The organism is Schlesneria sphaerica (genome assembly GCF_044336245.1).
GTDB lineage: Bacteria > Planctomycetota > Planctomycetia > Planctomycetales > Planctomycetaceae > Schlesneria > Schlesneria sphaerica.
On sequence record NZ_CP172346.1, the window covers coordinates 318642 to 344239 of the forward strand.

General features: G+C 54.5%; 22 protein-coding genes. 12 read left to right on the plus strand and 10 right to left on the minus strand.

Annotated features, from left to right (window positions below; translation table 11 throughout):
• Positions 1-52: 52 nt before the first annotated feature.
• Complete coding sequence (locus ACGY09_RS01110) at positions 53-1393, minus strand: tetratricopeptide repeat protein (RefSeq protein ID WP_397570151.1); 1341 nt, start codon at positions 1391-1393, stop codon at positions 53-55.
• A gap of 567 nt (positions 1394-1960) precedes the next feature.
• Here ACGY09_RS01110 and ACGY09_RS01115 point away from each other — a divergent pair.
• Positions 1961-2518: a hypothetical protein gene (locus ACGY09_RS01115; protein WP_373651907.1), complete on the plus strand. Its 558-nt coding sequence runs from the start codon at positions 1961-1963 to the stop codon at positions 2516-2518.
• A 54-nt stretch (positions 2519-2572) separates the two neighbouring features.
• On the opposite strand, the gene ACGY09_RS01120 is transcribed toward ACGY09_RS01115, so the two are convergent.
• A complete protein-coding gene (locus tag ACGY09_RS01120) occupies positions 2573-3655 on the minus strand; it encodes a PA0069 family radical SAM protein (RefSeq protein WP_397570152.1) in 1083 nt (360 codons plus the stop codon).
• Positions 3656-4233: 578 nt separating this feature from the next.
• On the opposite strand from ACGY09_RS01120, the gene sppA reads away from it, so the two are divergent.
• From sppA to ACGY09_RS01150, 6 genes are all read left to right on the plus strand, one after another.
• A complete protein-coding gene (gene sppA / locus ACGY09_RS01125; protein WP_397570153.1) occupies positions 4234-6054 on the plus strand; it encodes a signal peptide peptidase SppA in 1821 nt (606 codons plus the stop codon).
• Between the two features lie 144 nt (positions 6055-6198).
• Positions 6199-6831 (plus strand): prepilin-type N-terminal cleavage/methylation domain-containing protein, encoded by a 633-nt coding sequence (locus ACGY09_RS01130; protein WP_373651904.1) that lies wholly within the window; start codon positions 6199-6201, stop codon positions 6829-6831.
• Complete coding sequence (locus tag ACGY09_RS01135) at positions 6831-7271, plus strand: hypothetical protein (protein ID WP_373651903.1); 441 nt, start codon at positions 6831-6833, stop codon at positions 7269-7271. Before ACGY09_RS01130 ends, ACGY09_RS01135 begins: the two co-directional genes overlap by 1 nt.
• Positions 7268-8239 (plus strand): prepilin-type N-terminal cleavage/methylation domain-containing protein, encoded by a 972-nt coding sequence (locus tag ACGY09_RS01140; protein WP_397570154.1) that lies wholly within the window; start codon positions 7268-7270, stop codon positions 8237-8239. The genes ACGY09_RS01135 and ACGY09_RS01140 overlap by 4 nt, the downstream gene beginning before the upstream one ends.
• The gene (locus tag ACGY09_RS01145) at positions 8236-10050 is read left to right on the plus strand and encodes a hypothetical protein (RefSeq protein ID WP_397570155.1); all 1815 of its coding nucleotides are present in this window, start codon (positions 8236-8238) and stop codon (positions 10048-10050) included. The genes ACGY09_RS01140 and ACGY09_RS01145 overlap by 4 nt, the downstream gene beginning before the upstream one ends.
• Positions 10051-10359: 309 nt before the next feature.
• Positions 10360-11493 (plus strand): prenyltransferase/squalene oxidase repeat-containing protein, encoded by a 1134-nt coding sequence (locus tag ACGY09_RS01150; RefSeq protein ID WP_397570156.1) that lies wholly within the window; start codon positions 10360-10362, stop codon positions 11491-11493.
• A 217-nt stretch (positions 11494-11710) separates the two neighbouring features.
• Here the strand turns inward: ACGY09_RS01150 and ACGY09_RS01155 are convergent, their stop codons facing one another.
• From ACGY09_RS01155 to ACGY09_RS01170, 4 genes are all read right to left on the minus strand, one after another.
• The gene (locus tag ACGY09_RS01155) at positions 11711-12271 is read right to left on the minus strand and encodes a hypothetical protein (RefSeq protein WP_373651899.1); all 561 of its coding nucleotides are present in this window, start codon (positions 12269-12271) and stop codon (positions 11711-11713) included.
• Between the two features lie 100 nt (positions 12272-12371).
• Positions 12372-13427, minus strand: a complete 1056-nt coding sequence (locus ACGY09_RS01160) for a protein arginine kinase (RefSeq protein ID WP_373651898.1) — start codon at positions 13425-13427, stop codon at positions 12372-12374.
• A gap of 94 nt (positions 13428-13521) precedes the next feature.
• Positions 13522-14043, minus strand: coding sequence for a UvrB/UvrC motif-containing protein (locus tag ACGY09_RS01165; RefSeq protein ID WP_397570157.1), 522 nt, complete (start codon positions 14041-14043; stop codon positions 13522-13524).
• Positions 14044-14163: 120 nt separating this feature from the next.
• Complete coding sequence (locus ACGY09_RS01170; RefSeq protein ID WP_397570158.1) at positions 14164-15054, minus strand: response regulator; 891 nt, start codon at positions 15052-15054, stop codon at positions 14164-14166.
• 227 nt (positions 15055-15281) lie between these two features.
• Here ACGY09_RS01170 and ACGY09_RS01175 point away from each other — a divergent pair, with 227 nt between their 5' ends.
• The 3 genes from ACGY09_RS01175 (at position 15282) to ACGY09_RS01185 (ending at position 18453) form a co-directional block, all read left to right on the plus strand.
• Positions 15282-16058, plus strand: a complete 777-nt coding sequence (locus ACGY09_RS01175; RefSeq protein ID WP_373651895.1) for an HpcH/HpaI aldolase/citrate lyase family protein — start codon at positions 15282-15284, stop codon at positions 16056-16058.
• Positions 16059-16335: 277 nt separating this feature from the next.
• Positions 16336-17157: a 3-methyl-2-oxobutanoate hydroxymethyltransferase gene (panB, locus tag ACGY09_RS01180; RefSeq protein WP_397570159.1), complete on the plus strand. Its 822-nt coding sequence runs from the start codon at positions 16336-16338 to the stop codon at positions 17155-17157.
• A 57-nt stretch (positions 17158-17214) separates the two neighbouring features.
• Entirely contained in the window at positions 17215-18453 is a 1239-nt protein-coding gene (locus tag ACGY09_RS01185; protein ID WP_397570160.1) for an aminotransferase class V-fold PLP-dependent enzyme, read from the plus strand.
• A gap of 33 nt (positions 18454-18486) precedes the next feature.
• Here the strand turns inward: ACGY09_RS01185 and ACGY09_RS01190 are convergent, their stop codons facing one another.
• The gene (locus ACGY09_RS01190) at positions 18487-19899 is read right to left on the minus strand and encodes a hypothetical protein (protein ID WP_397570161.1); all 1413 of its coding nucleotides are present in this window, start codon (positions 19897-19899) and stop codon (positions 18487-18489) included.
• 1651 nt (positions 19900-21550) lie between these two features.
• Here ACGY09_RS01190 and ACGY09_RS01195 point away from each other — a divergent pair.
• Positions 21551-22495, plus strand: a complete 945-nt coding sequence (locus ACGY09_RS01195) for an acyltransferase family protein (RefSeq protein ID WP_397570162.1) — start codon at positions 21551-21553, stop codon at positions 22493-22495.
• A 122-nt stretch (positions 22496-22617) separates the two neighbouring features.
• Here the strand turns inward: ACGY09_RS01195 and folK are convergent, their stop codons facing one another.
• The gene (folK, locus tag ACGY09_RS01200) at positions 22618-23421 is read right to left on the minus strand and encodes a 2-amino-4-hydroxy-6-hydroxymethyldihydropteridine diphosphokinase (RefSeq protein WP_397570163.1); all 804 of its coding nucleotides are present in this window, start codon (positions 23419-23421) and stop codon (positions 22618-22620) included.
• Between the two features lie 324 nt (positions 23422-23745).
• Here folK and ACGY09_RS01205 point away from each other — a divergent pair, with 324 nt between their 5' ends.
• Positions 23746-23931 (plus strand): hypothetical protein, encoded by a 186-nt coding sequence (locus tag ACGY09_RS01205; RefSeq protein ID WP_373651890.1) that lies wholly within the window; start codon positions 23746-23748, stop codon positions 23929-23931.
• 174 nt (positions 23932-24105) lie between these two features.
• Here the strand turns inward: ACGY09_RS01205 and ACGY09_RS01210 are convergent, their stop codons facing one another.
• On the minus strand, positions 24106-24807 hold the full coding sequence (locus tag ACGY09_RS01210) for a type III secretion system chaperone (RefSeq protein ID WP_397570164.1): 702 nt from the start codon (positions 24805-24807) through the stop codon (positions 24106-24108).
• 105 nt (positions 24808-24912) lie between these two features.
• Positions 24913-25524, minus strand: coding sequence for a phosphoesterase (locus ACGY09_RS01215; RefSeq protein ID WP_397570165.1), 612 nt, complete (start codon positions 25522-25524; stop codon positions 24913-24915).
• Between the last annotated feature and the right edge of the window lie 74 nt (positions 25525-25598).

Below are 25598 nucleotides of genomic sequence, written 5' to 3' on the forward strand. Positions count from 1 at the left end.
GCGCTCGTATTGCTATCCTCGCACTCGCGCCAGCCGTTGCCTCGTTCAAGTACTAGGGTGTACGATCCGCATCCGATGTGGTCGGCGAAGCGGGATCTGAAATCGGCTGGTCACCCATTTCCTTCGCTTCGCCCCTCCCCTCCAGCACTCGTTGGTGGAACTGCGCTTTTTCGAGATCTCCTGCCTGATGGTAGAGAGCGACAAGCTCGCGGTGGGCTGGAGGGTAGTCTGGCGAAATCTGAAGCAGGTTCTGGTACCAGCGGATTGCATCCTGACGGGAGATGTACTTCGCAACGATGGCCGCAATCTGCATGCGCAGTTCCAGATTCCCGGGTTCACTGCGCAACTGACGTTCCAAAGCAGTCAATTGGTCCAGTGGGGCTCTGGATTCGGCCACAAACGCAAGGAGCGGCTCGGCTTCGTTGCCGCGGCCGCTGGCTTTGAGACTTCGTGCGAGGGAGTACGCGAGATTCGCATGCTCGGGCACGGAACGATACGCTTTTTCCAGGACCGCCGCAGCCTCAGAGGCACGATTCGCTGCAAGCAGCACCTCGCCATAGGACTTCTGAACGTTGAAATCGTCCGGATGGTTTTCCATGGCCCCGCGCAAGAGCTCGATCGCCGTATCCAGGTCACCCGCCGTGGCGGCACATTGTGCCAACCCGCGGATGGCCGTCAGATTGTCCGGATGCCGTGACAGGTACTCCTTGAAGAGCGGGACGGCGTCGTTGGTCTTCAGCCGTTCCAGCATCACGCTGGCGAGTGCAAGACGAAAATCGTCATTGTCCGGATCGAGTGCCAGGGCTCGTCGGTAGTCGGACTCTGCCTCTGCCCAGTTGTAGATTGACTGGTTAAACCGGCCACGCAGTTCGTGGGGTTCTGGATCCTTCGGATAGTCTTTCTGCCAGAGATCGAGCGTCTTGTTGGCGAGCTCCAGATTATGGTTGAGCATCGTCCAGGTGTAATAGGCTCGCGCGATTTCCGGGCCATCATCGCGTGGATCCGTCAAAAGATCCGACCAGTTCGCCTGCATGGCGCTGAACTGACCCGTCTGAGCCATCGCGAGCAGCCGCTCGCGCCGCAACTCTGACTTAGGGACACCCATCTTGCTCGCCAGTTGCAACTTGGACTCTACGAGTTGAAATTGCTGCTGGCGACGCGCGATCCGAATCTCCAGCAGACAGGCTTGAGGATCGTCACCCTCGTGAAACCATTGACTTCTGGCAACCCAGGACTCGGCCGCAGCGAGCTTCCGCTGCCTCAATGCCGAGGTACCTCTCCAAAGGCAAAAATCTCGCCAGAACCAGACCGAAAGTCCGACCAGCACGGCAAGGACGGCCAAGTAAAGTGCGATCCGTCTGTACTTCCCGACAGGTGGATCCGACGAAACCATAATGGAGGATTGCTTTCTAACCAGGAGAGAAGTTTTTCGAGAATCTAAAGATACTCGCTGATCGCCATCGACGCACGGAAGCGAGTACAGGACAGATGCACAACCGTATCTTGGGGCCCGTTATTCAAACCGGTATTCAAAGGAGTGTGATGAATTCACGAAAGTGGATGCTCACGATCTGGCCCATGTCGCTCCGACAGCGTTCTCGTTTCACATACGTCGATCCAATCGCACCTGCTTGGCGAACGCATCGTTCCCTGCTACGAGATCGCGTTCAAAACTTGAATAAATCACGACGAGAGTGGGGAGTCTCATCAGAGCTCCGGCGGATCCTGATGCGTCGTCGAGAGAGTCGACTTATCGTACGGAAACTTGCGATGATTTTCCTGCTGGAGCCATCAATTGACCAATGAAAAGGCTAATTGGACGCAGGCAGATTAAAGAATTCGGTTCGTACATGTCAGAAGACTCAATCGAGGCGAAAGTGACAGTCCAGGTCCGAGAGACTTCTTCGCAGACGACGGCGTGAAGTCAGAGATACGGTGCAGACGATGAAAGGTGATGAGAATGCCGGGGGAACTCCTGATTCGATGGACAGCTCGATTCGCAGTGGCGTGTTACGTCGCGCGACTGCTCTATGATGCCGCCGGGATGACTGAGCCCTCGGCGCAGCGACAGGCCCGCTGGTGGTGGACGGTGGGATGCGGCTGGTTCATTTTACACGTTGTTTCAGCGTTTCACTTTCTGCACGAATGGAATCACGACGCAGCCTACACATACACGGCGAAGCGAACCGCAGAATTGACGGGATGGTCATCGGGACTCGGACTCTACATTAACGAGGCATTTGTTGCCTTATGGGTTGTTGACACCCTGCTCTGGTGGCGGGACCTGTCATGGCCGAATAACCGATCCGGTTACTGGGGAGTCCAAACTGTCTTCGCATTTCTCATGATCCAGGCAACCGCCGTTTTCGGTCCCTCGTTCTGGATTCCGATCGTCATCATGATTGCTGGACTGCTCGCGGTCGTTCGTCTGTTGACTCGAGCGGGTGTAGATGCGTCACCTGCGGCGTCCGAATTACCAACTCGAACGGGATCCGAGAAAGCCAGCCTCAAGTCGTGAGATGTCGCCCCTGCAACCGACGGGACCGGCGTCGCTAAGCAAACCCCGGTTCGTTTAGTCGAACAGACGGAGTTGACCAGACTTGGGAACGGGTGAGCGGAACTGAGATACGTCGAGCGTCGGGTAGCGTTGGGCAAGTTCATACTTACGAGCAAAGACTTGAAACGTCTGTCGAATCTGTTCTGCCACCACACCTGTTCCGGTCATGCGAGTTGCAAAGTCTGATCGATAGAGTTGGCCTCCGCGGGTATCCCGAACGCGCCCTTCGATGCGATCCTTCTGCGCTGGCAGAGCCCTCTCCAGCCATTCCAGAAACACGGGTTTCACCGTGAGGGGCAATCGAAGAAGCACGTAGACCGCTGATGTGGCCCCTGCCTCGCGAGCTGCTTTCAGGATCGCTGGAATTTCGGAATCATTCAGACTCGGAATCACGGGAGCCACCATCACCTGAGTTGGGACACCCGCTGCGGAAAGTTCGCGAATCGCGCGCAAGCGAGCCTGCGGGCTGCTCGTTCTGGGCTCCATGACCTTCGTCAGGGACTGATCGAGCGAGGTGATACTGATTCCGACACTAATCAGGTTCCGCTTCGCCATTTCACTCAACAAGTCCAGATCCCGAGTGACCAGAGCATTCTTGGTGATGAGCGCGATGGGCTGCCTCGCATCCAATGACACCTCAAGACATCCGCGCGTCAATTGAAACTTCCGTTCGGCCGACTGGTAACAATCCGTGACACCGGACATCATGACAAGCTCAGGCGAATACGAATCGCGAGCGAGCCACTCGCGAAAGAGTTCTGGCGCCTTCTGTTTGACGAAGATTTTGGTTTCAAAGTCGAGCCCCGCACTGAGGTCGAGATATTCATGAGTGGGCCGGGCATAGCAGTAGCTGCAACCGTGCGCGCAACCGCGGTACGGGTTGACGCTGTAACGAAAAAAAACGTCCGGGCTGGCGTTCTCTGTTACAACGGATTGGGAAAGGTCTGCGAAATACTCAGTCTTGTGACGCTGACCCTCTGCATCATCGTCTTCGTCCCGGTGTGTCGGATCTTCCACGTACTCAATCCGGGAATACCGATTCAGCGGATTGATTTGAGCACCACGGCCGACAGCCGCAGGGGGCGTCCGATTATCCATGTTTGATCGTTAATGTTTGGGGCGAAGTCGTCTCTGAACTGCTTCTGCAGTGATCTGTCACCGACCAGATGGCCCGTCACCACGAGACATCGTCCAGCGGTTTTCGGAATATTGTAGCGGGTGGAGCGTTTGAGGCCCGCGAAATCTGAAAGGAACCATGACCGAATGCAAGCGGAAGATCCCGTGACGCAGCAGCGCTCGAAGTTTGTCTGCAACCAGACTCACCGACGCCAGTTGGGTCCATTCTGACAATTCTGACACATTGATCAAAGCAGAACAAAGTTGTGAAGGGCTGCCTGCTGTCTGACATCCCATTGTCTGCCTGCGACGCGTCAGATGGATTTCATGTTCGCCGTTCAGTGTACACAGTGCTAGTCAGAACGAATGACGCATCGTAAGATTGAAAGACAATTCGTGTGCGCCCTCGATGTCGAGCAGGGGGTGAAATCACCTTTCAGTAATTTTGACAGTTCGACGGAACGACTTGTCATCGGACGTGATCGCGTCGCCTGACACAAATCCTTCATTTCAGACAGAATTTGTGTCAGGCGACCCAAAGAAAATCTCAGGAGTAATCTATGCGACGATTCATGGCATTTCTTTTGTTGCTGGGAACCGCTTCCGTCGGAACCGCTCATGCCCAGACGGAAACATCTTCCCCTAAAGAGGCGACTCAAGCGGCAAAAGTTGTTGCGAAAAAATTGAATGTCGCACACATCGAAATTAAGGGAAGCTACACGGAAGGTCTGGGTGGCGGAGGCCTGTTCAGTGAAGTCGTCGAAACCCTGAATGATGCCCTGCAACGGCTGAAAAAGGCCGCCGGCGACGAAAGTCTCGATGCCGTCGTTCTGCACATCAACAGCCCACAGATCGGCTGGGCCAAACTGAATGAACTCCAGACCGGGATCGCAAAAATTCGGCACCGCGGACGCAAGGTCTACGCGTGGCTCGAAGGAGCAGACACGAAAGATTACCTGCTGGCTTCGGCTTGCGACCAGATCGTCATTCCTGAATCGGGAATGGTGATGCTGCCCGGTCTGCGAGCGGAAATCTCGTTCTACAAGAATCTCTTCGACATGCTCGCGATCGAACCCGAAATGTTGCGGGTGGGCGAGTTCAAGTCCGCAGCAGAACCCTACAGCCGATCGGAGATGAGTCCCGCTTTCCGAGAAGAGATGGAAACAATCATCGATGATTACTATCAGCAGATCATCGAGATGGTCTCCAAGTCCCGGAATTTGAATGCGGATCAGGTCTCTGGAATCATCGACACGGGTCTGTTCTCTGCTCAGGAAGCGAAAGAACGTGGCCTGATTGATCACGTCGCCTACGAAGACCACATCATTGATCTGATCAAGGGAGATCAGAAGGATGCGGAAGTCAAAATCACGAAGTCGTACGGGAAAAAGAAAATCGACACCGACTTCAGTGGATTCACCGGCATGGCGAAAATGATGAACATGATGATGGGAATCGAACCTGCCACACGCAAATCGTCCAGTCCCAAAATTGCGATCATCAGTGCTGTCGGCCCCATTATGTCGGGGACCAGCCGAGGAGACTTCTTCGGCGAAGAGTCGATGGGGTCAACCACCATGATCAAAGCCATCCGACAGGCACGGGACGATGCCTCTGTTAAGGCCGTCGTTCTCCGGGTCGACAGTCCGGGAGGAAGCGCGCTGGCAAGTGACCTGATGTGGCACGAACTGGAAACTCTCGAAGGAAAGAAACCACTCATCGTCAGTATGGGTGACACTGCCGCCAGTGGTGGCTACTACATCGCCATGGGTGCAGACCGCATCTTTGCCGAACCGGGAACTCTCACAGGTTCGATCGGGGTCGTCGGAGGAAAGATCGCTCTGGAGAAGTTCTATGCCAAGGTCGGTATCACCACGAGTGTCGTTCAGAAAGGAAAGAACGCCGGGGTGCTGAGCACGACCAAGCCCTGGACGGAAACCGAACGTGATGCGATGCAGAAAATGATGAACGACATTTATGCGCAGTTCACGAAGAAAGCGGCGGAAGGCCGCAAGATGGAATACGAGAAACTCGAAAAACTCGCTCGCGGGCGAGTCTATACCGGAACCCAGGCTCTGAACCTGGGATTGATTGACGAATTAGGAACGTTGGACGATGCGATCGCCTACGCAAAGAAATCTGCGGGAATCGATCCAGAGTCGAAACTTGAGCGTCTCGATCTTCCTAAACCGACCAGCCCGCTCGAGGCTTTGTTCGGTCCGCTGGATCCATCAGTCCATATCAGCAACGCTGTCATGAAAGCCTGGCTGAACCGACTTCCGGCCGAGATTTCATCTCAATTAAAGAGTCTGGATGTGTATGATCAACTCGCACGGGAGAAGGTCCTTACGGTGATGCCGTACCAGTTATACATCAAGTAGTTTGCCCTCGTTTCCTCACATGAGTGCAGCACCATCGACATCCACGAGACGGACTTGGCCGACCGGGTCACTTACCTGTCTCGTGGATGTGTCTCTGGTTTGTGATGAGCAGCGAGAAATTGGAACGCGGAAGTCAACGAGCCGATGAAACCTGCATCATCAATTCGTCGTGCCCGCCTCCCCTGCCGACGCGGATTCACGATGGTGGAAGTCCTGCTCGTGCTGGGGGTGCTGGCCGTATTTGCCGGGATGACCGTCCCGGCCGTGATGCGAATGTTCGGACAGCAGAAATTGACAGGGTCCGCCGAGCGGGTCCGCTCGGCGATTGCCAGTGCCCGTATCCGTGCAATTGAGTCCGGGTTAGTCTATCAATTCTGTTGCGAACTCAACGGCAGCAGGTTTGTGGTTGCTCCTTACGAACTGGATTTTTCAAGTACTGCTCAGCCCGCCGTTTCAGGAAGTAGACCTTTAGGCCGCGCTTCTGCAGACTTGCCTAAAAGGATCGTGTTCAGCACGTTCAAAGTGCGAAATGCCGGGACGATGACTGCAGTCCCTGCGTCGTACAAGCTATCGCCGCAGTCTCTTCAAGGACTTCCCAACGCCAACGATCTTGCAGGTGTCAGCTGGTGTTCGCCCATTCTGTTTCATCCAGAAGGTTCGGCAAACGTCGATGCGGAAATCACGGTCGCTGACGGACGAAATCAAGAGATTCTGCTTCGCGTTCGCGCCTTCACGGGTGCCGTCGCCATGGAGCGACTGACTCAGGGGAAACGCTGATGCGGAGTTCTCAGAATCGAACGGGCCTGACGCTGCTCGAGATTATTCTCGCGCTGGCCCTGTTTTGCGGAGCGATCGCGGCACTGTCTCAGCTGGCCTGGAACGGAACTCGGGCGACCGTGCAAGCACGGTTGAAGACCCAGGCCACGATTCGCTGCGAGACGAAACTCAACGAAGTTCTCGCGGGTGTGGAACCCATGCAGCCTCAGAACCAAGTCCCCTTCCCTGATGACAGTCGATGGGTCTGGAGTCAAAAAGTCATTCCGAGTGGTACGGCGGATCTGGTTCAACTCGAGGTCACAGTCACGCATAAAGGAGCCAGTCAACTTTCTACCATCGATGTCACTCTCAAACGCTGGGCTCGACAACTCGCAGTCTTCCAGCAAGGGGCTGCACAGGGAAGACTCGAAGAGAAAAAAGAAGAGGAGCGGGGTCAATGAAAGACAGCGCCGCTCAATCCTTGCGAAAGAGACGATGGCGTGGCTTGTCCCCGTCGTCAGCAGATGCCTACTTCCGGGCCGGTCGACAACGCCAGGGGAGCATGAGATCCAGTCATCGCCAGGATCGGGATATTGGCCGCTTCGGGTTCACCCTGCTTGAGACGATGTTGGCTCTAGGAATCTCGGCTTTGCTGCTGGCAGGGATCTATGCGGCCATCGATCAATCCTGGCGCACCGCTGCGAGCGGGCGCGAAGAGATGGAGCGGGCTCAGTTGGCTCGTGCGTTGATTCACCGTCTGGAACAGGACCTTCGTGCGATTACGTATGTTCCCCCTCCTCCTGTCGATGAAACGGAATCCACCACCTCAAGTTCCTCCTCAAATTCTGAAGAGAGCACGACCACCGAAGAAACCGAAGATACCACCCCGAACTCGAAGAGCATCGGAATTCGGGGAACGAATATCCGTATGGACATGAGCATCGCTCGTGCACGCCGGGATTTGTTACCGGGAATGGGGACCGCCCAAAACGGTGTGAACTCAACAACGCCCGCAGCGGCCGCAGTCAGCCCGCTCAGGACCAGCGACCTGCGATTCGTCTCTTACAGCTTTCTCCCCAGCGGCGTTTCCGCATCGAGCGGACTGGTGAGGTTCGAAGGGGACCGCATGGCTGCAGAAGTCCAGGAGGAAAAGGGTGCCAACCCGACGAACGTCTCTACCCCGCAGGTTCTCGCCCCGGAAGTGGCGACGTTCGAGCTTCGCTACTTTGACGGGAGGATCTGGTATGCAACCTGGGATTCCGACACGATGGGAAGAATTCCCCGTGCGGTTGAAATCAAATTCTCGTTTCATCCACCAAAACGAAAACCACCTCTGCTGAATGCCGCTGTCAGTCGATCGATGGACTCCTTTCGAAGCGTGATTCTCATCCCCGTTTCAGATCCATTTCCCAAGGAATTTATTCAATGAGAACATGGTCCCGGAAACGGCAACCTGACGTGAGAGTACCCGACACGGCTCAAGTTTCGTTGACACTTGAGCTCGCCGATTCGCTCAAATCGACGCTTCGAAGAGGCAGTGTCTTGCTACTGGTCGTCGTTGTGATCGCAATGCTCACCCTTGCGGCCTATAACTTCGCGCAGTCGATGATGACCGAGCTCGAGGCTGCTTCGATGTATGCACTGGATGTGCAGGCGAAGGCCACGGCTGACTCAGGAGTTGAATTTGTCGCGTCCCTGCTGGGCAGCCGCAATCCGAATCTGGCCGAGAACCTGATCCACAATCCCCAGCTCTTCATGGGCCGGGTCGTCTCCCCTTCCACCCATCTGCGTGCCAACGGCCGTTTCACGATCATCGCTCCGATCGAACAGGATCCCAGAGGGGCTGCCATTCGGTACGGGCTGATGGATGAGTCTGCGAAGCTGAATCTCAATCATCTACTGGACATGAAAATGTCCCATGACGAAATCTCGGCGATGATGATCAGAATCCCCGGAATGACGGTCGACATCATCGATGCCATTCTCGATTGGATGGACACTGACGACACCAAGAATCCGTACGGGGCGGAATCAGAAACGTACGAACAAATGGTGCCACCTTACCGAGCCAAGAACGGCCCCTTCGAGTCCATCGACGAATTACTTCTGGTCAATGGGATCACCCCGACTCTGTTGTACGGGGAAGACGCAAACCGGAATGGCCTGCTCGATCCGAATGAGAATGATGGGGACGCGAGTCATCCACTGGATAACTCGGATGGCATTCTTGACCATGGATTCATGGCCTATTTAACAGTCAGCGGAGGGGAGTCGAATCGGCGCAAGGATGGGACACTCAAAATTAACGTCAACGACGGTTTCCTGACCGACCTGTACGACGCTCTCGAGAAGGAATTTGATGAGAACACCGCCAAGTTCATTGTCGCGTACCGCATCAACGGTCCATCGACGAAACTGAAAGAATCCCAGACGAATCCACTCGTCCCGCCAGACGCAGAATCGACCAAGCTATCAAACACCGAGAAGGCCTCCAGCCCCAACGCGAAACCGGCTGACGATGCTGCCAGCAGTTCGACTTCTGACAGTGGTCAGTCGCAGCAGGAAAAAGAAGTCGCGGCAGGGCTCAGCGAGTTTCTCGGCTGGGTTGCACGTTCAGGAGGCGAAGTGACTCGGGGGGGAATTGATCTCTCGAAAGGTGGTCAAAGCAAAGGAACGATCAATTCTCTATGGCAACTGATTGGGGCTAAGACGAAGGTCACGATCAATGGGAAAGAAGAAGAGCTGGAAAGTCCCTGGGAAGACGATCCCGCAGCAATTTCCGCCGTCCTGCCCGACTTGCTGACAAAACTGACGACAACGACCGATGAGATTATGAAAGGGAGGATTAACATCAATCAGGCGCGACGCGAGCTTCTCTTGGGTCTTCCATCGATGACCGAAGAAATTGCGAACGCCATCATTGCCGCCCAGCGTCTGGATTCGAACGGCCAGCCCTCGCTGGAAACCATTCGGCAGCATTCAAACACAAGCTGGCTCTATACAGAGAATCTGGTCGATCTTCCCGGAATGATCAATCTGGATCCCTATATCACCGCCACGGGTGACGTCTTCCGTGTACAGGTCCTGGGCTTCTTCGACGGGGGGGGGCCCGTTTCCCGCATCGAAGCCACGATTGACAGCTCACAACTACCGCCACGCATCATTTCTCAACGTGATCTCGACGAGTTGGGAAGAGGTTATTCGCGGGCTCAACTACTGCCTGTTGCAACAGGCCAATAGCGGGAGTCATTCCGTTTGTGAAGGCATCAGTTCGTCAACGGGACAGAAGGAGTTTGTCGCTTTGGGTTGGGATCAAACTTGAATTCCCGCGTCGAATCGAAGCTTAAGATTCAGCAACCTCCCCAGTTCCTCGTCTCTGCGTCTGGCCACCGTTTTTCGGTAACCGTCGGTCACGTTGAGGACCGCTGAACTTCATAATCATCCAACAGAATCCGATCACGATCGCAGACCAGGAAAGCGATAGCTAGAATTGCATTAAGCGGTTCATCACCTGCTCTTCGCCAAATCAGGATCCAGCAAAGGTAGATCATGCCAAGAATCTCGACACTTCTGTCGCTGTTCCTTCTGACGTGTTTCGCGCATGGACTTGAGTCGCCGTTGGCCGGTCAAACTCTGGGTCCGAATACGGAACAATTGGCCAAGGCGCGACTTCGCGGTGCAAACTTCCTCAAAACATCTCAGGCAGCAGACGGAAGCTGGACTTCGCCCGAATCTCCAGGGATTTCAGGTCTGGTCACCTACGCGCTGTTGGAAAGTGGGGTTCCCGCCGACGATCCTGTCCTCGTGAAGGGCTTAAAACATCTGCAGAGTTTCGTTCAACCCAACGGTGGGATCTATTCCCCAAAGACGCACCATGGTAATTACGAGACCGCAATCAGTTTGCTCGCCTTCAATGCGGCCAACAAGTCAGGTGAATTTACCGACCTCATCAAGGGGGCGGAAAAATACTTGCGAAACCTGCAATGGGATGAAACCGAGCAGACTCCTTCGTCTGACGTGAAATTCGGTGGAGCCGGTTACGGACGGACAAATGATCGTCCCGACTTGTCGAATACGACATTCTTCCTCGACGCTCTGAAGGCGACCGGTGCGACCGCCGATGACCCCGCCGTGAAAAACGCCCTCGTGTTTCTATCCCGCTGCCAAAACCTGGAATCCGAACATAACACGACTCCCTTTTCGTCGAAGGTCAACGACGGAGGCTTCTATTACACTCCCGCCGCCGGCGGAAACTCGCAGGCGGGGAACCACGAGAATGGGGGACTGCGGTCATACGGAAGCATGACGTATGCCGGCCTCAAGAGCATGGTTTTTGCCGGCCTCACACCGGACGACAAACGGGTTAAAGCCGCCAGAGAATGGATCTCCCGACATTACACGGTCGAAGACAATCCCGGTCTGGGGCAACAGGGCCTGTACTACTACTTCCAGGTCTTTGCCAAAACGCTCTCAACGCTCAACCTCGATTACCTCGTGGACGATAACGGCGTCAAGCATGATTGGCGCAAGGAATTGGGTGACCACCTGGTAAGTCTCCAACGGGAAAACGGGAGCTGGCTGAATAAGAATGACCGGTGGTACGAAGGAGATCCAAACCTCACGACCGCGTATGTGCTGATTGCCCTGAAACACATCGAGCCAAAAGCTGTCACCAGCAAGTGACTCTCGCCCCCTTCGCGAGGTGTGCGGCTCCAGCAATCCTTCGCCGACGGGCTCAGCAGACAAACCCCGGACCATCCATCCGGGGTTTGTCATTTTTATGATCAGAAAGTCTCGTGGGGATTACGCTGTGAACGGTCGCTGACTGAACGGTCGCTGATGGGACGCGTCGCCGACTCGTCTCATTAATGGATGACCGACCAGAGAAGGCAATTCGAGATCAGGCGTCGACAGCCAGACCTTTTTCGAGGCGGATTCGCCGGACTTCCGCCAGAACCTGGTCGATGAGACCGCTGTTTCGCTCCAACGCCCGGAACTCAAGCCAGTGCACCAGAACATTCAAGGCGATGGTCGTGAGAGCAACGATGGAGTGAATGGAACTGGCAGACAAGCCGCCCCACCCTTTTGACTGAAGTGGTGACGCCGGATCGGCGGCGGCACCCAGTGCCCCGGTCACCAAGAGCATGGCAAAGCAGAGCACCATCGCCGGAATCGTGCGGTATTTCAGGGACTGACTCTTTGCGTGCAGCCCGGGGTCGAGATGATAGGCCGCTGACGTCTCTTCCATCCATCGCCCCGTTCCCATGAAATAGGTCAGGACGATGGCATGGACGAGGGTTGCGAAGACCAGTGCCGCAAGGGCCATGAGAAAATGGTACTGCACTCCCGCCTGTACGGCGTGAGTACGGACCTTAGGGTCATCAATGGAAAACCCCAACATCATGGCGGTCAGCAGCGATGCGGTGCTGAGTAGCGCCAGAGGTAGAAAAATTCGGACCACGGCGACACCTGAAGTCAGTGTGAGGGGTTGTCGGACCGGCCGGTTCGAGGTCTGAACCAGCAAGGCGATCGAGGACCGTCTTCAACGACGACACCACTGATCAATTTTGTTCATTGAGACGCTGTCGAATGTAGTCCGCTCGAGCAACATTCCTGTCGACCGTTTCAAGTTTTTCGTGCCGGATTTTCTGCAGGTGGGCCGGCTGCGTATGAATGAACAGCTCATTGATCGTGGGAATTTCCAGCCCTTCGATCAGACCCAGGTTGATCCCGAGTCTCACACTGGAAAGCAGATCCATCGTTTCTTCAGAACTGATCGTTCGAGCCGTTTTAAGGATCCCAAATGCACGCGAGACCTGGTCATGAAGTTCACGTCGACTCTCGCTGACCAGTGCCTGCCGCGTCCTTCGTTCGTACGCGACGATATTGGGAACAACGTCCTGAATCGTACGAATCAGGTATTCCTCGCTTTTACCCAAAGTCACCTGATTCGAGATCTGGTAGAAGTCGCCCATCGCCTGGCTCCCTTCCCCATAAAGCCCCCGAACGGCGAGATTGATCTTCTGAAGCGCCTGGAAGACTTTCTGGATCTCTTTTGTATGCACCAGTGCGGGCAGGTGCAGCAGCACACTCACACGAATGCCGGTTCCGCAGTTCGTCGGGCAGGACGTCAAATATCCCAGTCGATCACTGAAGGCGTACGTTCGATCAGCTTCGATGGCATCATCGATCGCATCGATCTCTTTCCAGCAATCTTCCAATGCAAAGCCACTTCGAAGCACCTGAATTCTCAGGTGGTCTTCTTCATTGACCATAATGCTGACGTTTTCTTCATCGCTGATTCCGACACCACGTTGTCCCTGATTTTCGGAATGTTCACGACTGATCAATTGTCGTTCGACCAGCATCTGGCGGTCGATCTGGCTGAGCGCACTGACTGAAATGTAAGTCAGTTCACGTCCGGCCGGTTTCTTGGCGATCTGACTGCGCAGCAGTTCTTCGATCTCACGCCGCGCGACTTCATCGGCGCGACTGGGGAATGAGAACTGAGCCAGATTTCGGGCAAGCCGAATACGGCTGGACATGACAATATCGGAGTCAGGCCCAGTCGCTTTCAACCATTCGCCACTAGTGCGCGTCAGGGACTCGAGGTCCACGTGAATTCCTTGATTGTAGTGCTCTTTGAAAGCGAATTGTGCTGCATCGCGTTATTTGTTCGATCAACGCAATGTCTTCACCAAAACTGAGAAATCACTCTGATTCACTCGTCGCTGCGGGCGTATCAGAGCGGGAACGGGATTCTTCAAGCTCACGGATCGAATCACGGATTCGGGCCGCATCTTCGTACCGTTCCTCTTCTACAGAAGAACGAAGTTCGTTTCGCAATTTGATCAGTTGGAACTGAAGCTGACTGGCCTGAGGCGACCGCTTGGGAACCTTACCCACATGAGTGGTTTCTCCGTGAATATTTTCCAGCAGCTTCATCAGTTCGTCGGCAAACACCACGTAATCGTGTGGGCAGCCCAGTCGTCCCTGTGCACGAAACTCCTTAAAGGAGATTCCGCAATTCGGACAGACCTTTTGATCCAGTTCCTCAAGCTCTGAGGCGTCACCTGCAGCACCGGAATCTGCTGTGCTCGCAGATTTGGCCGCCTGAGAGGGATTGAGGTAGTCTTGCGCGCAGCTCTCGCACAGGTGCAGGGCCTGCACTTCTCCGTGACGCAATTCGGTGATGTGTAACACCGCCGGTTTAGAACAACGTCCGCATTTCATGACTGGCACGTGGGGGTTGGGCAAAAGGGAGTCAACTGGGTTAAATTTTAGGAGCGTCGCAGGGGAAAGGAAAGTACAGGCTGCCACTCGTTGTCATTCACAATAAAACTGGTGTCGCAGTTAACTGCGGTTTCGCTTCCGCTTTAGAGTGACTTCATTTCCAGTCGTATTGTACGTCACATCGTCCATGAACGCTCGCATCAGCATCACACCCCGTCCGAAGGGCCGGATCAGGTTCTCGGGATCGGTGGGGTCAGGCAGGGAGTTGGGATCAAACCCGCTACCATCATCGCGAATCACGAATGTGGCCTCATCCGGGTTGAGAATCGTACGAATGAAAATTTTACGGTCGATCCACGGAGCCGAGTTCCTTCGTTCCTCGGCCAAGGCATAAAAGGCCTGATGATCCTGTTCTTTTAACTCGGAACTGACTTCGAGATTGCCATGGTACATGGCGTTCAGCAGTGCCTCTTCGAGTGCAGTTCCTGTTCTGAGTCGATCAGTCCGATCAAGGCTCCATGAGTCTGCCAGCACGGTCTGGAAATGTCTCGACATCGCCATCAGCAGGTTAACATCATTTTCGAGTACGAACGTCTCGACGCGTTCGCCCATGCGGTCCATCAGATCGGAATGCTTTCGAGTCTCCTGTATCGACGCCAGGACTCGCCGGACGGTTTCCACAAGTGTCGTAGGGACAAGCCGTTTGGGGACGTAACTGGAAGCCCCCGTCTGCAGGGCTTCGACCGCGATTTCCTCACTTCCCTGGGCGGCCAAGAGAACCACCCCAATCCGGGAATGACTTTTCTGGAGATTCGCCAGCAGTTCGAGACCGTTGATCCCGGGTAGATTCAGGTCAGTCACGATCAAGTCGGGGTCAACCTCGCTGATCATCGACATGGCAGCGTTACCATCGCTGGCCTCAACCACGCGCCACTCGGACTCCTGCGCCAGCAGTCCGGTCGCCAACTTCCTGTCGACGGTCGAGTCGTCGACCACGAGAATGGTCGTCATTTGCGGCTCTCGAAACACGAATTACGAACTTGAATCATTGAACGAACACATCCATTGGTCGATCATTCGCCCCAGATACCGAGGCTTCGCACAACTGGTACGTGGCGGAGAGGATACGGTCAGTTCCGATCCGCGTGAAGTCCAAGAAGCAATTCGCTATCTTACACCCGACTTACCGCCACCAGGAATTTGCTCGGCTTCTGTTCTCGATATCTGGAATGATCAGCATGCCAACACTGAAACAGCGTTTGAAAAACGATGAATTTGTGCGAATTTGCGGCATGGGAAGGATGCCGCACCACAATCTCGTTCACATTATAGGCCTGAGCGGCGGATTTCATGGAGTTTGGTTTGATCTCGAGCATGCCGGACTCTCTTCACAAGAAATCGAGATTCTGACAATGGCCGCGCGGGAACATGGCCTGGACACTTTTTGCCGAGTGGCACCGACGGACTATGCGACGGTGACCCGCTGCTTTGAAGCAGGCTCAAGCGGCATCATGGCGGCTCAAATCTTCAGCGCTCAGCAAGCGGAAGAATTCGTGCGATGGGCCAAGTTTGCTCCTCGCGGATGGCGCGGATTGAACGCCGGGGGCTGGGATGCCAAGTTTTCCATGATTCCCGCCGCCGAGTTCACGCGCAAAGCCAACGAAGAAACCTTCGTCGCCATCCAGATCGAGACTCTGTCATCGCTGGAACAGTGCCGGGAAATTGCCGAGATCGACGGCGTCGATGCGCTCTTCGTCGGCCCCTCAGATCTCAGCCAGAGCCTCGGCGTCACCGGACAGTTCTTTCACGAAAAATGCCTGGAAGCGATCGATAAAGTCGCAATGGCCTGCCGCGAAGCTGGCAAACCCTGGGCGGCGGTCACATTCAATGCTCAGCATGCAGAGATGCTGCTCAGCAAAGGATGCAAAATGCTGTCTCCTACAAATGACATTCGCCTGGCGGTCGCAGGGGTTAACTCGGTGAAGAAAGATTTTGCTGAATTGTTCTCGAAATAGTTTCCTGACCGGCTGGCAGGGTCTGACCCAGCAAAACTGGGAAAGATAACGGTCCCTCCCCCCTTTCGAGATATCCTGAAACAGCCGATACAGTCTGCTGCCACGGCAATTCGGCGAATTATCCTCGCGCTGGGATCGCCGCCGAACCTCCCGAGGAGACCGCGGGTCGGACATGGGTTGCCGGAAGCGTTAACATTGAAATTGAGCGTTGCGTCCCCCAGCGAATGTCTGGATGGCCGAGACGCTGCCCCTATTTTGCGGACAGGAAATTGCTGGTATGTCTGAATCTCGCCCTACCACTCCCAAGATTTCGCCGATGTCGGTGCCCAAGTTTGCCGCGGCGAAAGGGCGCGAAAAGAAGCTGACTGTTTTGACAGCTTACGATTTTGCGTTCGCTCGGTTGTTCGATCAAGCCGGTGTCGATGCGATCCTGGTGGGCGATTCGTTGGGGATGGTGGTACAGGGGAAATCCTCCACAGTTCCAGTCACCCTCGATGAGATGATTTACCACGGCGAAATGGTCGTGCGAGCCACCTCAAGAGCTCTTGTCATCGTCGATCTCCCTTTTATGTCTTATCAGGTCAGCTCGACACAGGCGCTTGAAAATGCCGGACGAATTCTGAAAGAAACAGGCGCGGGAGCGGTCAAACTGGAAGGGGGCGTCCACCAGGCCGACACAATTCGTGCATTGGCCTCTGCCGATTTGCCCGTCATGGCACATGTCGGCATGCGTCCCCAGTCAGTCATGAAAATGGGAGGGATGTCTAAGGTACAGCGCAACGAGGAAGCCCTCCTGGCCGATGCCAAGGCTGCCGAAGATGCTGGTGCCTTCGGAGTGGTGCTGGAACTGATGTCGCAATCCATTGCCGCACGCATTACCAGAGAACTCTCCATCCCCACCATCGGAATTGGTGCGGGCCCCGATTGTGACGGGCAGGTCCTGGTGTGCCATGACATGCTGGGGATGAATCAGCAGTTCCATCCCAAATTCTTGAAGCGCTACGCCGATCTTCAATCAGTGATTCTCGAGGCGACGACACGCTACTTGCAGGAAGTACGGGATGGCGAGTTTCCTGGTGCAGAACACACACACCAGTAACCCCAGAAATACGCCCTCTGGGGCATGCAAGTTCCGTTTTCACGAAGGGGCATTTGCTTGAACTATGTACCCCCGCCACGATCCGAATGGTCAATTCCCGAAGATATCACGTACCTTAATCACGGCTCGTTCGGCCCCTCGCCCCGCGTCGTGCAAGAATGCCGTGAAGGCTGGTCCCGACGGTTGGAACACCAGCCGATGGATTTCTATCTCAGGCAGATGGAACCGGCGCTCGATGAAGCCATGAGCGTGCTGGCGCGATTCGTTGGAGCAGACGCCAGAGATATGGTGTTTGTTGATAATGCGACCGTGGGAATGAACGTGGTTGCCGCCAGCCTACCTCTGCAGGCTGGCGACGAGGTTTTGCTGAATGATCATGAATACGGAGCCGTGTTTCGAATCTGGAGGCAACGATGCCAGCAGACAGGAGCCCGCGTTGTCACAGCGAAGCTCGGACTCGGATCAACCCCTGAGACCACGGCGGAAATCGCTTCCGGTCAGCAAAATGGCAGCGATCCCGCTGCCGCCGTCGTGAAATCCATCTTCGACGCTGTTACCCCTCGGACCAGGCTAATTGTCGTCAGCCATGTGACTTCGCCCTCAGCCATTGTTCTTCCTGTCGCAGAGATCTGCCGTGAAGCACGCGCCCGCGGGATCCCCGTCTGCGTCGATGGACCTCACGCCATCGCGATGCGTGACGTCAACCTGGGTGAACTCGACTGCGATTACTATTGCGCCAGCTTGCATAAGTGGCTCTGCGCGCCATTTGGTTCGGGATTCCTGTACGTGAAGCGCCAACACCAACGAAGCCTGACGTCGCCTGTGACGAGTTGGGGTCGAAGCCTGGGTGGCAGACCAGAACGGTGGCAGGACCAGTTGAACTGGCTCGGAACAAGGGACCCTGCTCCGAATCTCGCGGTGCCCGCAGCCATCAGATTTATGGAACAGGCGGGACTTGAGCAGTTTCGTCTCTGGACGCATCAATTGGCTGCGTCGGCTCGACAGAAAATGGAATCCCGCTGGGGACAGACTGCCTGGATTCCGGACTCGATTCAGTGGTATGCCTCGATGATCGCCATCCCTCTGAAAAATGACGGTTGGAAGAAGCCAAAGCCCAACGCCATGCATCCACTCCAACAACGTTTGCGTGAACGCTACAGGATCGAAATACCAGTCACAAATTGCTGCGACCAATCGTTCCTCAGGGTGTCTTGCCATCTCTATAACACAAACGACGACATCGACCGATTGATCGATGCCGTCGAGGAATGTCAGGGGCACGAGGCGAATCTCTGACCACCCAGGTTCACACAGTACTCGCGGGCACGATCAGCGACTGTGAACGTAAGCTCCCATATCCACCACCTGCGATTTTCGATTGACGTAGACGATATCGCGGGGGGCGAAGTTTCGGGTGCTCCCGCGACCAATCGCGTAGCTGTTTTTAGCGAGCCGAAAATCAAACTGGGCGGTTGAGGGCGACCACTTCGTGAATACTTTTTCCGGTGACGTGTAGGGGATCGATCGCTGCCACGGCTGCCAGCTTTTCGTGAATGCCAGGTTTGAATCGAACAGCACTCCCTTCTCGGGAAGGGAATACGTCGTCGCGATATTGTTTCGGACGACGACATTCTTGTATTCCCCGAAGATACCTAGCCACGAATCGTGGTTCTTCGCCTGCGAAATGATGGTGTTATTCAATACGGACGAATTCTTGAGATTGAACAGGGAGAGGCCGTGGAATCCGGCGGCTCCGACGACATTATTAGTGACCGTTAAGTTATCCCAGTCCCCCTGAAAGATCACGATTCCCTGCATATAGTCATCACCCTGACCGGTGGACACCGGAGGAATCAGCGGGTACGCGCCGGTCGAAGCCAGGACGGTATTTCCATCCACAACGACGTTCTTCGTATTCCGTTCGTCCCATGCGGTATAACCTTGCATCCCGTCATGATGGTAACCATTGTTCCACAGACCGTAATGATTCGTAATGCGGTTACGACTGATAATTGAATTGCTTGCCGTGAACTGAATTCCGTCATTCGCGAAATAGTCAACTGAATTGTTTGACACGTCCAGCGAATCGCCAGACACCGCGATCCCATTCTCTACATTCGTGATAATATTCTTGCTGATGGTCGAATTCGTGAGCTTGTTCGTAAAGATCGCGTGGGGGGCACTCAGCATAGCCCAGTTGCGGGGACTCCACTGGCGGACGTCTGCTTGCGATCGAAATTTATTCGCGTCAATGATCACCTCATTGGACTGCTGAATATTCAGAAGAACCTTACGGTCCCCAGCCTTGGGAATATTCTCAAATGTCACACCTCGCACGACCCATTTTTCACAATTCGACATCGTCATCGTTTTGATGATGGGCGTCTGACTCGGACCTGCCTGAATCGTGATGAAGTCAGAGTTGGTGTGCGATGGGCCCCAGATTCCAATGTCTCCATGATTACCCGACATCAGATAAATCAAATCACCCGGACCGACTTTCCCATTTGATCGAGCCCTGCCGTCGATCAAGTTTGCATCAACGATCGACTGCAGCGAACCCCACGGCTTTTTCGCCGATCCATCGCCCTTCGTCGTTGAGCCTTTTGAGGGGTCCGCGAAGAAAACTTTTCTTGGTGCCGCCGGCGTGGACGCGCCGGGACCTGCAATTGCACCTGAATTTACCAATGCGACAAGTGCCGCCATCACAATGGTTGAGACCTGTCGCGTACGAGAACCCATTGGTCCAGTCTCCGTTCTAGTCAAAATTTACAGAGGCTTAAGATCAGACACTCCCCCATTGCAGGAGGAGTGTTTATGAATCGAAAATAAGATGGGCAGTAGAGGGGTGTTCAGGCGGGTTACAAGCGCACGGAAAAGCACGCTCAAACGATAGTCCGTAGACTGCCGCTAATCACACGTTACGACGTATGCCTGGAGACATCAATTGAGCCCGACATACCATCTGTTAGCGTGATGGACCGGAAGTCGGCGACAACACTCAAGTGATGATCTGATCCTGTCGGTTTTATTCACTTCCGGGCGGAAGCGAAATAATCGTGAGACTGGACCGTACACTTAATTTCAAAGCTAATTACAGGTGTTATGGATAAAGACTAAAACAATGTACTTATCTCAACTTCACCTGCGAACAACAGATTTGGACTATTTCCACGCGTCGATAAAATCAACGCTGACATTAGTGTTTACTGCATTACAGCACGAATGGCTGTGTCGCATCGTCGGTCTTCTACTCGTTAATCAGGATTTGAGTCAAGACTGTTCGATACATATTTCAGTATCGCTGTCAAGTACTTGTCTAGTACACGACACCCCACCCTCGTGGAGCAAATCGGAGCAGAGTTGACACTCAGTGACGCGTTTCCCGGGAGGATTCCTCGGCCGAGCGAGGGACGTTCAGCCTCCGCGGAGTACCTTCCTTGGAGAGATCTCGCCAAAATTCAGACGGGCAACACTCAAGCAAGTCTCCCCAAACGCCGGTGAAGCGAGCATGGCGCACTTGTTGCAAACGCCGTCCTGAAAAAAACTTGTGATTTCCAGAGGAACTGAATCTGCCGAGGTGATCAACGCGCGCTGAACGACCAGTGACGAGTTCGCGCGACAACCGCAGCTGGATGACGTCGATCGAAAGGCCGGGAGGAATCGCAGACGAGAGCCTGCGCACCCGAGGTGAACCTGAATTGATCGTAACATTGAGGTGGGTGGGCGAAAACGCTTGAACCGAGTCTGCTCTCGTTCCGAGGGGACTTCGCCCATTCTTCCACAAACCACACAACTTTTCCTAAAAAAGAGCACACAACCCTTGAACGAACCTCCGGTCTCGCTGACCGGGAATAGATAGGAAGCATGGAGGATGCCTTCGACTCTCGATACAAACCCCGTGCGAGGAAATCGGGGAACCCGAGCGTCCGACCTTCCAGCCAACAATTTAATTCTGATTCCTAAGCAAAACCCATCAAGATCCACCGATGCAAAACTCTTGAAGTGGGGCGATCCGCCTCAGTTCTCAGCACTTTTCGCAGCGGTTTGTGGCGGATGTCCTCCGAAACACAACAAGTGCAGGCAAGAAATTCTTCCGAGATTGAAAAAACTTTTCCGCCAAGTTAGTAAAGAGTTTCCAACGCGTGCAGTGAGATCCATTCTTCATGCCATTCGCACCTTCTTTCGCCTGCTGGAATGGAAGTTGCTAACAACGCGAGACGCGATTCTATGTTTTTGAGAGCAAGCACTTTAGAGTCGCAGCGGCCTGGTTGAGGGGCCGAAATCACTAGACACCGTTGAACTAGGCGACCAGGACTTTTTATTGTGACGAGTTTTTCAGCGACTCAGTCACGGACGAGGCTAAGCTTGAGTAGACACAGGAACGACCGATATGAGCACTGACGTGCAATCGGTCCAGACGAGCGAGTTGCCATCCGTCACAGCCGCGAGATCAAACCGGAATGTAGCGCTGGATTTGCTTCGGATTGTCTCTGCTCTCGGAGTTGTCTGGTTCCACTGTAAGGGGCCGGGAAAATTCCTGGCGTATGCCGGTTTGCCTGCACTCATCGCGTTATCTTTGGGGCTTGCTACGGCGCCCGGTGCATCAGCGCCCTTCTCCCTGATGGTCGTGAAGCGTGCGAAGCGACTTCTGTTGCCATGGCTGTTCTGGTGCGCCGTCTACGGAGGCGCGAACCTGATCAAATCACAAGGGCTCAAAGAGATCTCTAGGCATCCCGCTAACGAATGGGCATTCCTGGCAGGCACATCGCTTCACCTGTGGTATCTCCCCTTTGCCTTTCTCGTCACCTGTCTTGCGCGACCATTGCAGGCCTACATTTATTATTCGGAACGGACAGCGGGTGCGACGGCCGTGATGCTTGTGAGTGGCACGACCGCGATCTGCGCCTGGATTCTGGAGACAACGACGTTCCCCGCCCCTTTTGGACAGTGGGTATTCGGATTTCCCGCTGTCGCCGTGGGGCTTTCGCTCCCCCATTCGGGCGGCTTCTCCAGAAAGACATTACGCGTTGTCTCGCTTGTCCTCGCAGTTTCTATCGGGTGTCTTGCGACGCACTCCCCTGCGTTTTATATCCCCTGCATCCTGGGAACAGCAGCAATCGGAGCGGCCTGGCTCGTCCACATCCCCGCCCTTGGCTGCATAAGTTGGCTAGCCGGGCTTAGCTTTGGGATCTATCTGGTCCATCCGTTCGTGCAATTTCTCACCTGTCGATTGACACCACTGCATGAAGGAGGACTACTTGCGATTCTGGTGATCCTGATTTCGATCGCGGTCACGGACGGCCTTAAACGAACTCCACTCAGACACTTCATGTGATTTCGGCCAGACGACACGCAATCCCAATTCTGCATCGAGTGGGCGTCACCGCCTGAGCTGTCCGTTGTTCTGCGTCGTCATCCACGGCAACGGTTGTCCCCTTTGCTTGTAACTGGCTCTCCTCACCAATCACTGATGCGAAGAGGTTTGTCAAAGATCGCTGTGAAGGCAGCGGTCAGTTTTTCATGCCGATCTCCAGGCGAACGGCGCAAATCAATGACCGTCTGGTTTTCGCAGGGTGGGCCACCAGCAAAACGAATTAGCAGTGCTTGTCTGGTCGGGTCTTTTGGATGCACAAATTGAATATCAGGAAACTTTGGCCGGATCAGGGCCGCTAATGCTTCCATGTGTTCCATAGGAACATCCAGTAACTTAACCGGTAACGGGCGAATCTGGATTCGACCCAGCATTTCTCGTGTGGTCTCTCCATGTAGGGGATGGCGCCACTCAGCAGCGACTTCGGCGAGCGGATCTAATACGAATCGACGATACGTCAATGCCGGGTGGGGCACGATCAGATTAGTCTCTTCGATTACGCTGCAGCCATAACTCAGCAGATCAAGATCAAGCGTCCGCGGACCCCAGTAGATGTCACGTACTCGTCCAAGCTGCGTTTCCACCGATTGCAGGGCGCAGAGCAGTTGACGGGCATTCAATCTGGTTTTCAGTCCGCAGATGGAATTCAGGAATTCGCTCCCTGATTGCGCTCCCATCGGTGCAGAACAATAAAGTCCCGAGCGTGGACCGAGTTCTATATGGCGGTGCAAGCTGAGAAGTGCCAGAGCGGCATCAAATGTGGCTTTGACGTCCCCAACATTCCCACCGAATGAGATCCAGCACTGCATTTGTGTGGGAGTTGAAGGCTCCAATTCCCAGTGACGTAATTCAAGATTCGGTTGCAGACCACTCTGAACGAGCCCGTCCATGGCTCCTCCTAAGAGCGTGCAGGAACTTCATCTGACGTAAGCGTATTTACGATCATACCGTGAATCCAGGCCATACTCGAAGTTGAAGGCAGTCGATCGCTCGCCGAAGCAAAGCGTGCACAATCCTTTTCAACCAGAGCACTGGTGGCAAGTCGGTTCCACGAGTTTTTGTGGAAATGTCGGAGAGAAGATGGAAAAAACCTGGCGATACCGGCTTTTTTGTTGCCAAAATTTCAAATTTGTTTACGCTGGCAGGCGTCGAACGAGTTCAGTCGTTCGGTTCTTTAGCAATTCGGAGCCGTTAGTACGGTGGAGGAGGGTATCGTGAGCGGACTGGTTATGTTCGAACAAGTCAGTAGCCATGATGTCGATCCAGTAGAAGAAATGCGGATGCGAACCTGGGCCAGGCGACACTATGCGCCCGCCGAACAGCGGGATGGATCCTGGCATCCGATTGTCCTGGACGAGATGTTCCGGAAGGATCGCGAGGGACAAGTCAAACCCCGGTAGCGGCGACGGTGAGCCTTCGAGCGTGTCTCCAGCTAAAAGCTCAGCCCGCGACCAGATTGGTCAGCGGGCTTTCAGCCATGCGGGACTGCACATCCGTGTCGAAAGTTCAGAGCGGTTCAATTCCTCCCGAGTCATTAAACCGACCGCAACCTTCTCAACGTGGACTCTCCGTACTTACTTCTTTTGTGAGTCTCCAAGCTTCGAATTATTCACGCCGGTCTTCAGAACCTTACCCTGACCGGTTGATTGCGTACCGACGGCTTTATTGACACCGCTTGCAGGCAGGCTTCCCTTCACAGGGGGAGCAGCCTTGGCGGCGGCAGCGGGATCATCTCCCGACGAAGTCCAGTTCGAGACACTCCAGTGTGGGTGGGTAGCGACAACGGACTCACCCAGGTCGTCGAGCACGGCACGGAACTTCTCTGCAGTCATTCCTTCGTTCGGAACAACTCGCTGAAGGACAAATCGCCGATTCGCAGCGATATAAGCGAAGAACTTTCCTTTCCCCAATTTGTCGTTGTCCGACAGCAGTCGAAGCAGTGCTGTCCGGGGAACGTCTGCTGCTGACTTGGGAAGTTCATCCAGCCAAGCCATCACCCAGACGGAACTGGCGTCCTGGCTCAGCACAGTGGACATGGAGAGTTCCCACTCCTGATCCTCAATGGTCGCCTTGAATCCGAAGTCGTAGCGTGTTTCCTGGACCTTGGTCTCGAGGCCCATCGCCTGCAGCAAATTTCCGAGCGTCTGATCGGTTAGTTTGCCTTTAACGACAGGATCCGCCTTCTTTTCCGTCGCGGCCATCACCCCTGAGACGGGAACGGCTGCTGCCATGACGGCCGCGCTGATTACGCTTCTACGATTCCATTGTTTCGACATCGAATAACCCTCCATGGTCACGACTTCCCCCTCAGTGTCGCCTCGAGATCAGCCTGAATCTATTGAAACGGCCTCCCGCTTTGCCCCAATGCCCTCGCGTCGTCATCAACCAAACAGATGCTTGAGGCAAATCTGTGACCAGGTTTCAAACTCGTCGTGGACCTGTAGCAATTCCGCGGGATCTGCGAATCCTGTCTCTAAGATCGACTCTTCACGTGGGCGAACTTTGGCCATGTCGAGGTCAAAAATGTGAACGATTCCCAAATGCACCCGTCCTACTGGGGTTTCATCGTCATTGATCAGCCCCACACATCGGTCTGTAAACCCTGATTCCAGAAAGACTTCTTCTTCAATTTCCCGGTGCATCGCGTCCAGGTAACGGCGGTCACCGGAAAGGCTGTCGGTTGAGGAAATGTGCCCCCCGATACCGATCGATCTTTTGCTATGCAAGCGGCCTTCTCCTCCCAGTTTCCCCCGTTTGTAGAAGAAGACTTTTCCCTCGTACCGGAAAATACAATACGGAATCAGTTGTTTGTAGCTGGGGTCTTCCTCCACTTCGTTTCGCGGCCGGAAACTGGTGTGGGCGGGATCAAGCAAAGTATTGATGTATCGATCAATACGCGACTCGAATCCCTGGAAGTAACCGAGCTCATGAAAAAGCAACGTCGGAACAACAAGAACATGCTCGACGGGTTTCTGGGCTTGTGAGACCGTCATTTCGGACGCTTTCTGAAGAAGTGAGGCAACAAGAGTGGTGATGAGCAGATGAAAACGCAGGATAACCGGTTAAC

Coding starts and splice junctions, on each gene's coding strand:
- ACGY09_RS01110 (WP_397570151.1), bottom strand. CDS start 1,393: ATGGTTTCGTCGGATCCACCTGTCGGGAAGTACAGACGGATCGCACTT.
- ACGY09_RS01115 (WP_373651907.1), top strand. CDS start 1,961: ATGCCGGGGGAACTCCTGATTCGATGGACAGCTCGATTCGCAGTGGCG.
- ACGY09_RS01120 (WP_397570152.1), bottom strand. CDS start 3,655: ATGGATAATCGGACGCCCCCTGCGGCTGTCGGCCGTGGTGCTCAAATC.
- sppA (WP_397570153.1), top strand. CDS start 4,234: ATGCGACGATTCATGGCATTTCTTTTGTTGCTGGGAACCGCTTCCGTC.
- ACGY09_RS01130 (WP_373651904.1), top strand. CDS start 6,199: ATGAAACCTGCATCATCAATTCGTCGTGCCCGCCTCCCCTGCCGACGC.
- ACGY09_RS01135 (WP_373651903.1), top strand. CDS start 6,831: ATGCGGAGTTCTCAGAATCGAACGGGCCTGACGCTGCTCGAGATTATT.
- ACGY09_RS01140 (WP_397570154.1), top strand. CDS start 7,268: ATGAAAGACAGCGCCGCTCAATCCTTGCGAAAGAGACGATGGCGTGGC.
- ACGY09_RS01145 (WP_397570155.1), top strand. CDS start 8,236: ATGAGAACATGGTCCCGGAAACGGCAACCTGACGTGAGAGTACCCGAC.
- ACGY09_RS01150 (WP_397570156.1), top strand. CDS start 10,360: ATGCCAAGAATCTCGACACTTCTGTCGCTGTTCCTTCTGACGTGTTTC.
- ACGY09_RS01165 (WP_397570157.1), bottom strand. CDS start 14,043: ATGAAATGCGGACGTTGTTCTAAACCGGCGGTGTTACACATCACCGAA.
- ACGY09_RS01170 (WP_397570158.1), bottom strand. CDS start 15,054: ATGACGACCATTCTCGTGGTCGACGACTCGACCGTCGACAGGAAGTTG.
- ACGY09_RS01175 (WP_373651895.1), top strand. CDS start 15,282: ATGCCAACACTGAAACAGCGTTTGAAAAACGATGAATTTGTGCGAATT.
- panB (WP_397570159.1), top strand. CDS start 16,336: ATGTCTGAATCTCGCCCTACCACTCCCAAGATTTCGCCGATGTCGGTG.
- ACGY09_RS01190 (WP_397570161.1), bottom strand. CDS start 19,899: ATGGGTTCTCGTACGCGACAGGTCTCAACCATTGTGATGGCGGCACTT.
- ACGY09_RS01195 (WP_397570162.1), top strand. CDS start 21,551: ATGAGCACTGACGTGCAATCGGTCCAGACGAGCGAGTTGCCATCCGTC.
- folK (WP_397570163.1), bottom strand. CDS start 23,421: ATGGACGGGCTCGTTCAGAGTGGTCTGCAACCGAATCTTGAATTACGT.
- ACGY09_RS01210 (WP_397570164.1), bottom strand. CDS start 24,807: ATGTCGAAACAATGGAATCGTAGAAGCGTAATCAGCGCGGCCGTCATG.
- ACGY09_RS01215 (WP_397570165.1), bottom strand. CDS start 25,524: ATGACGGTCTCACAAGCCCAGAAACCCGTCGAGCATGTTCTTGTTGTT.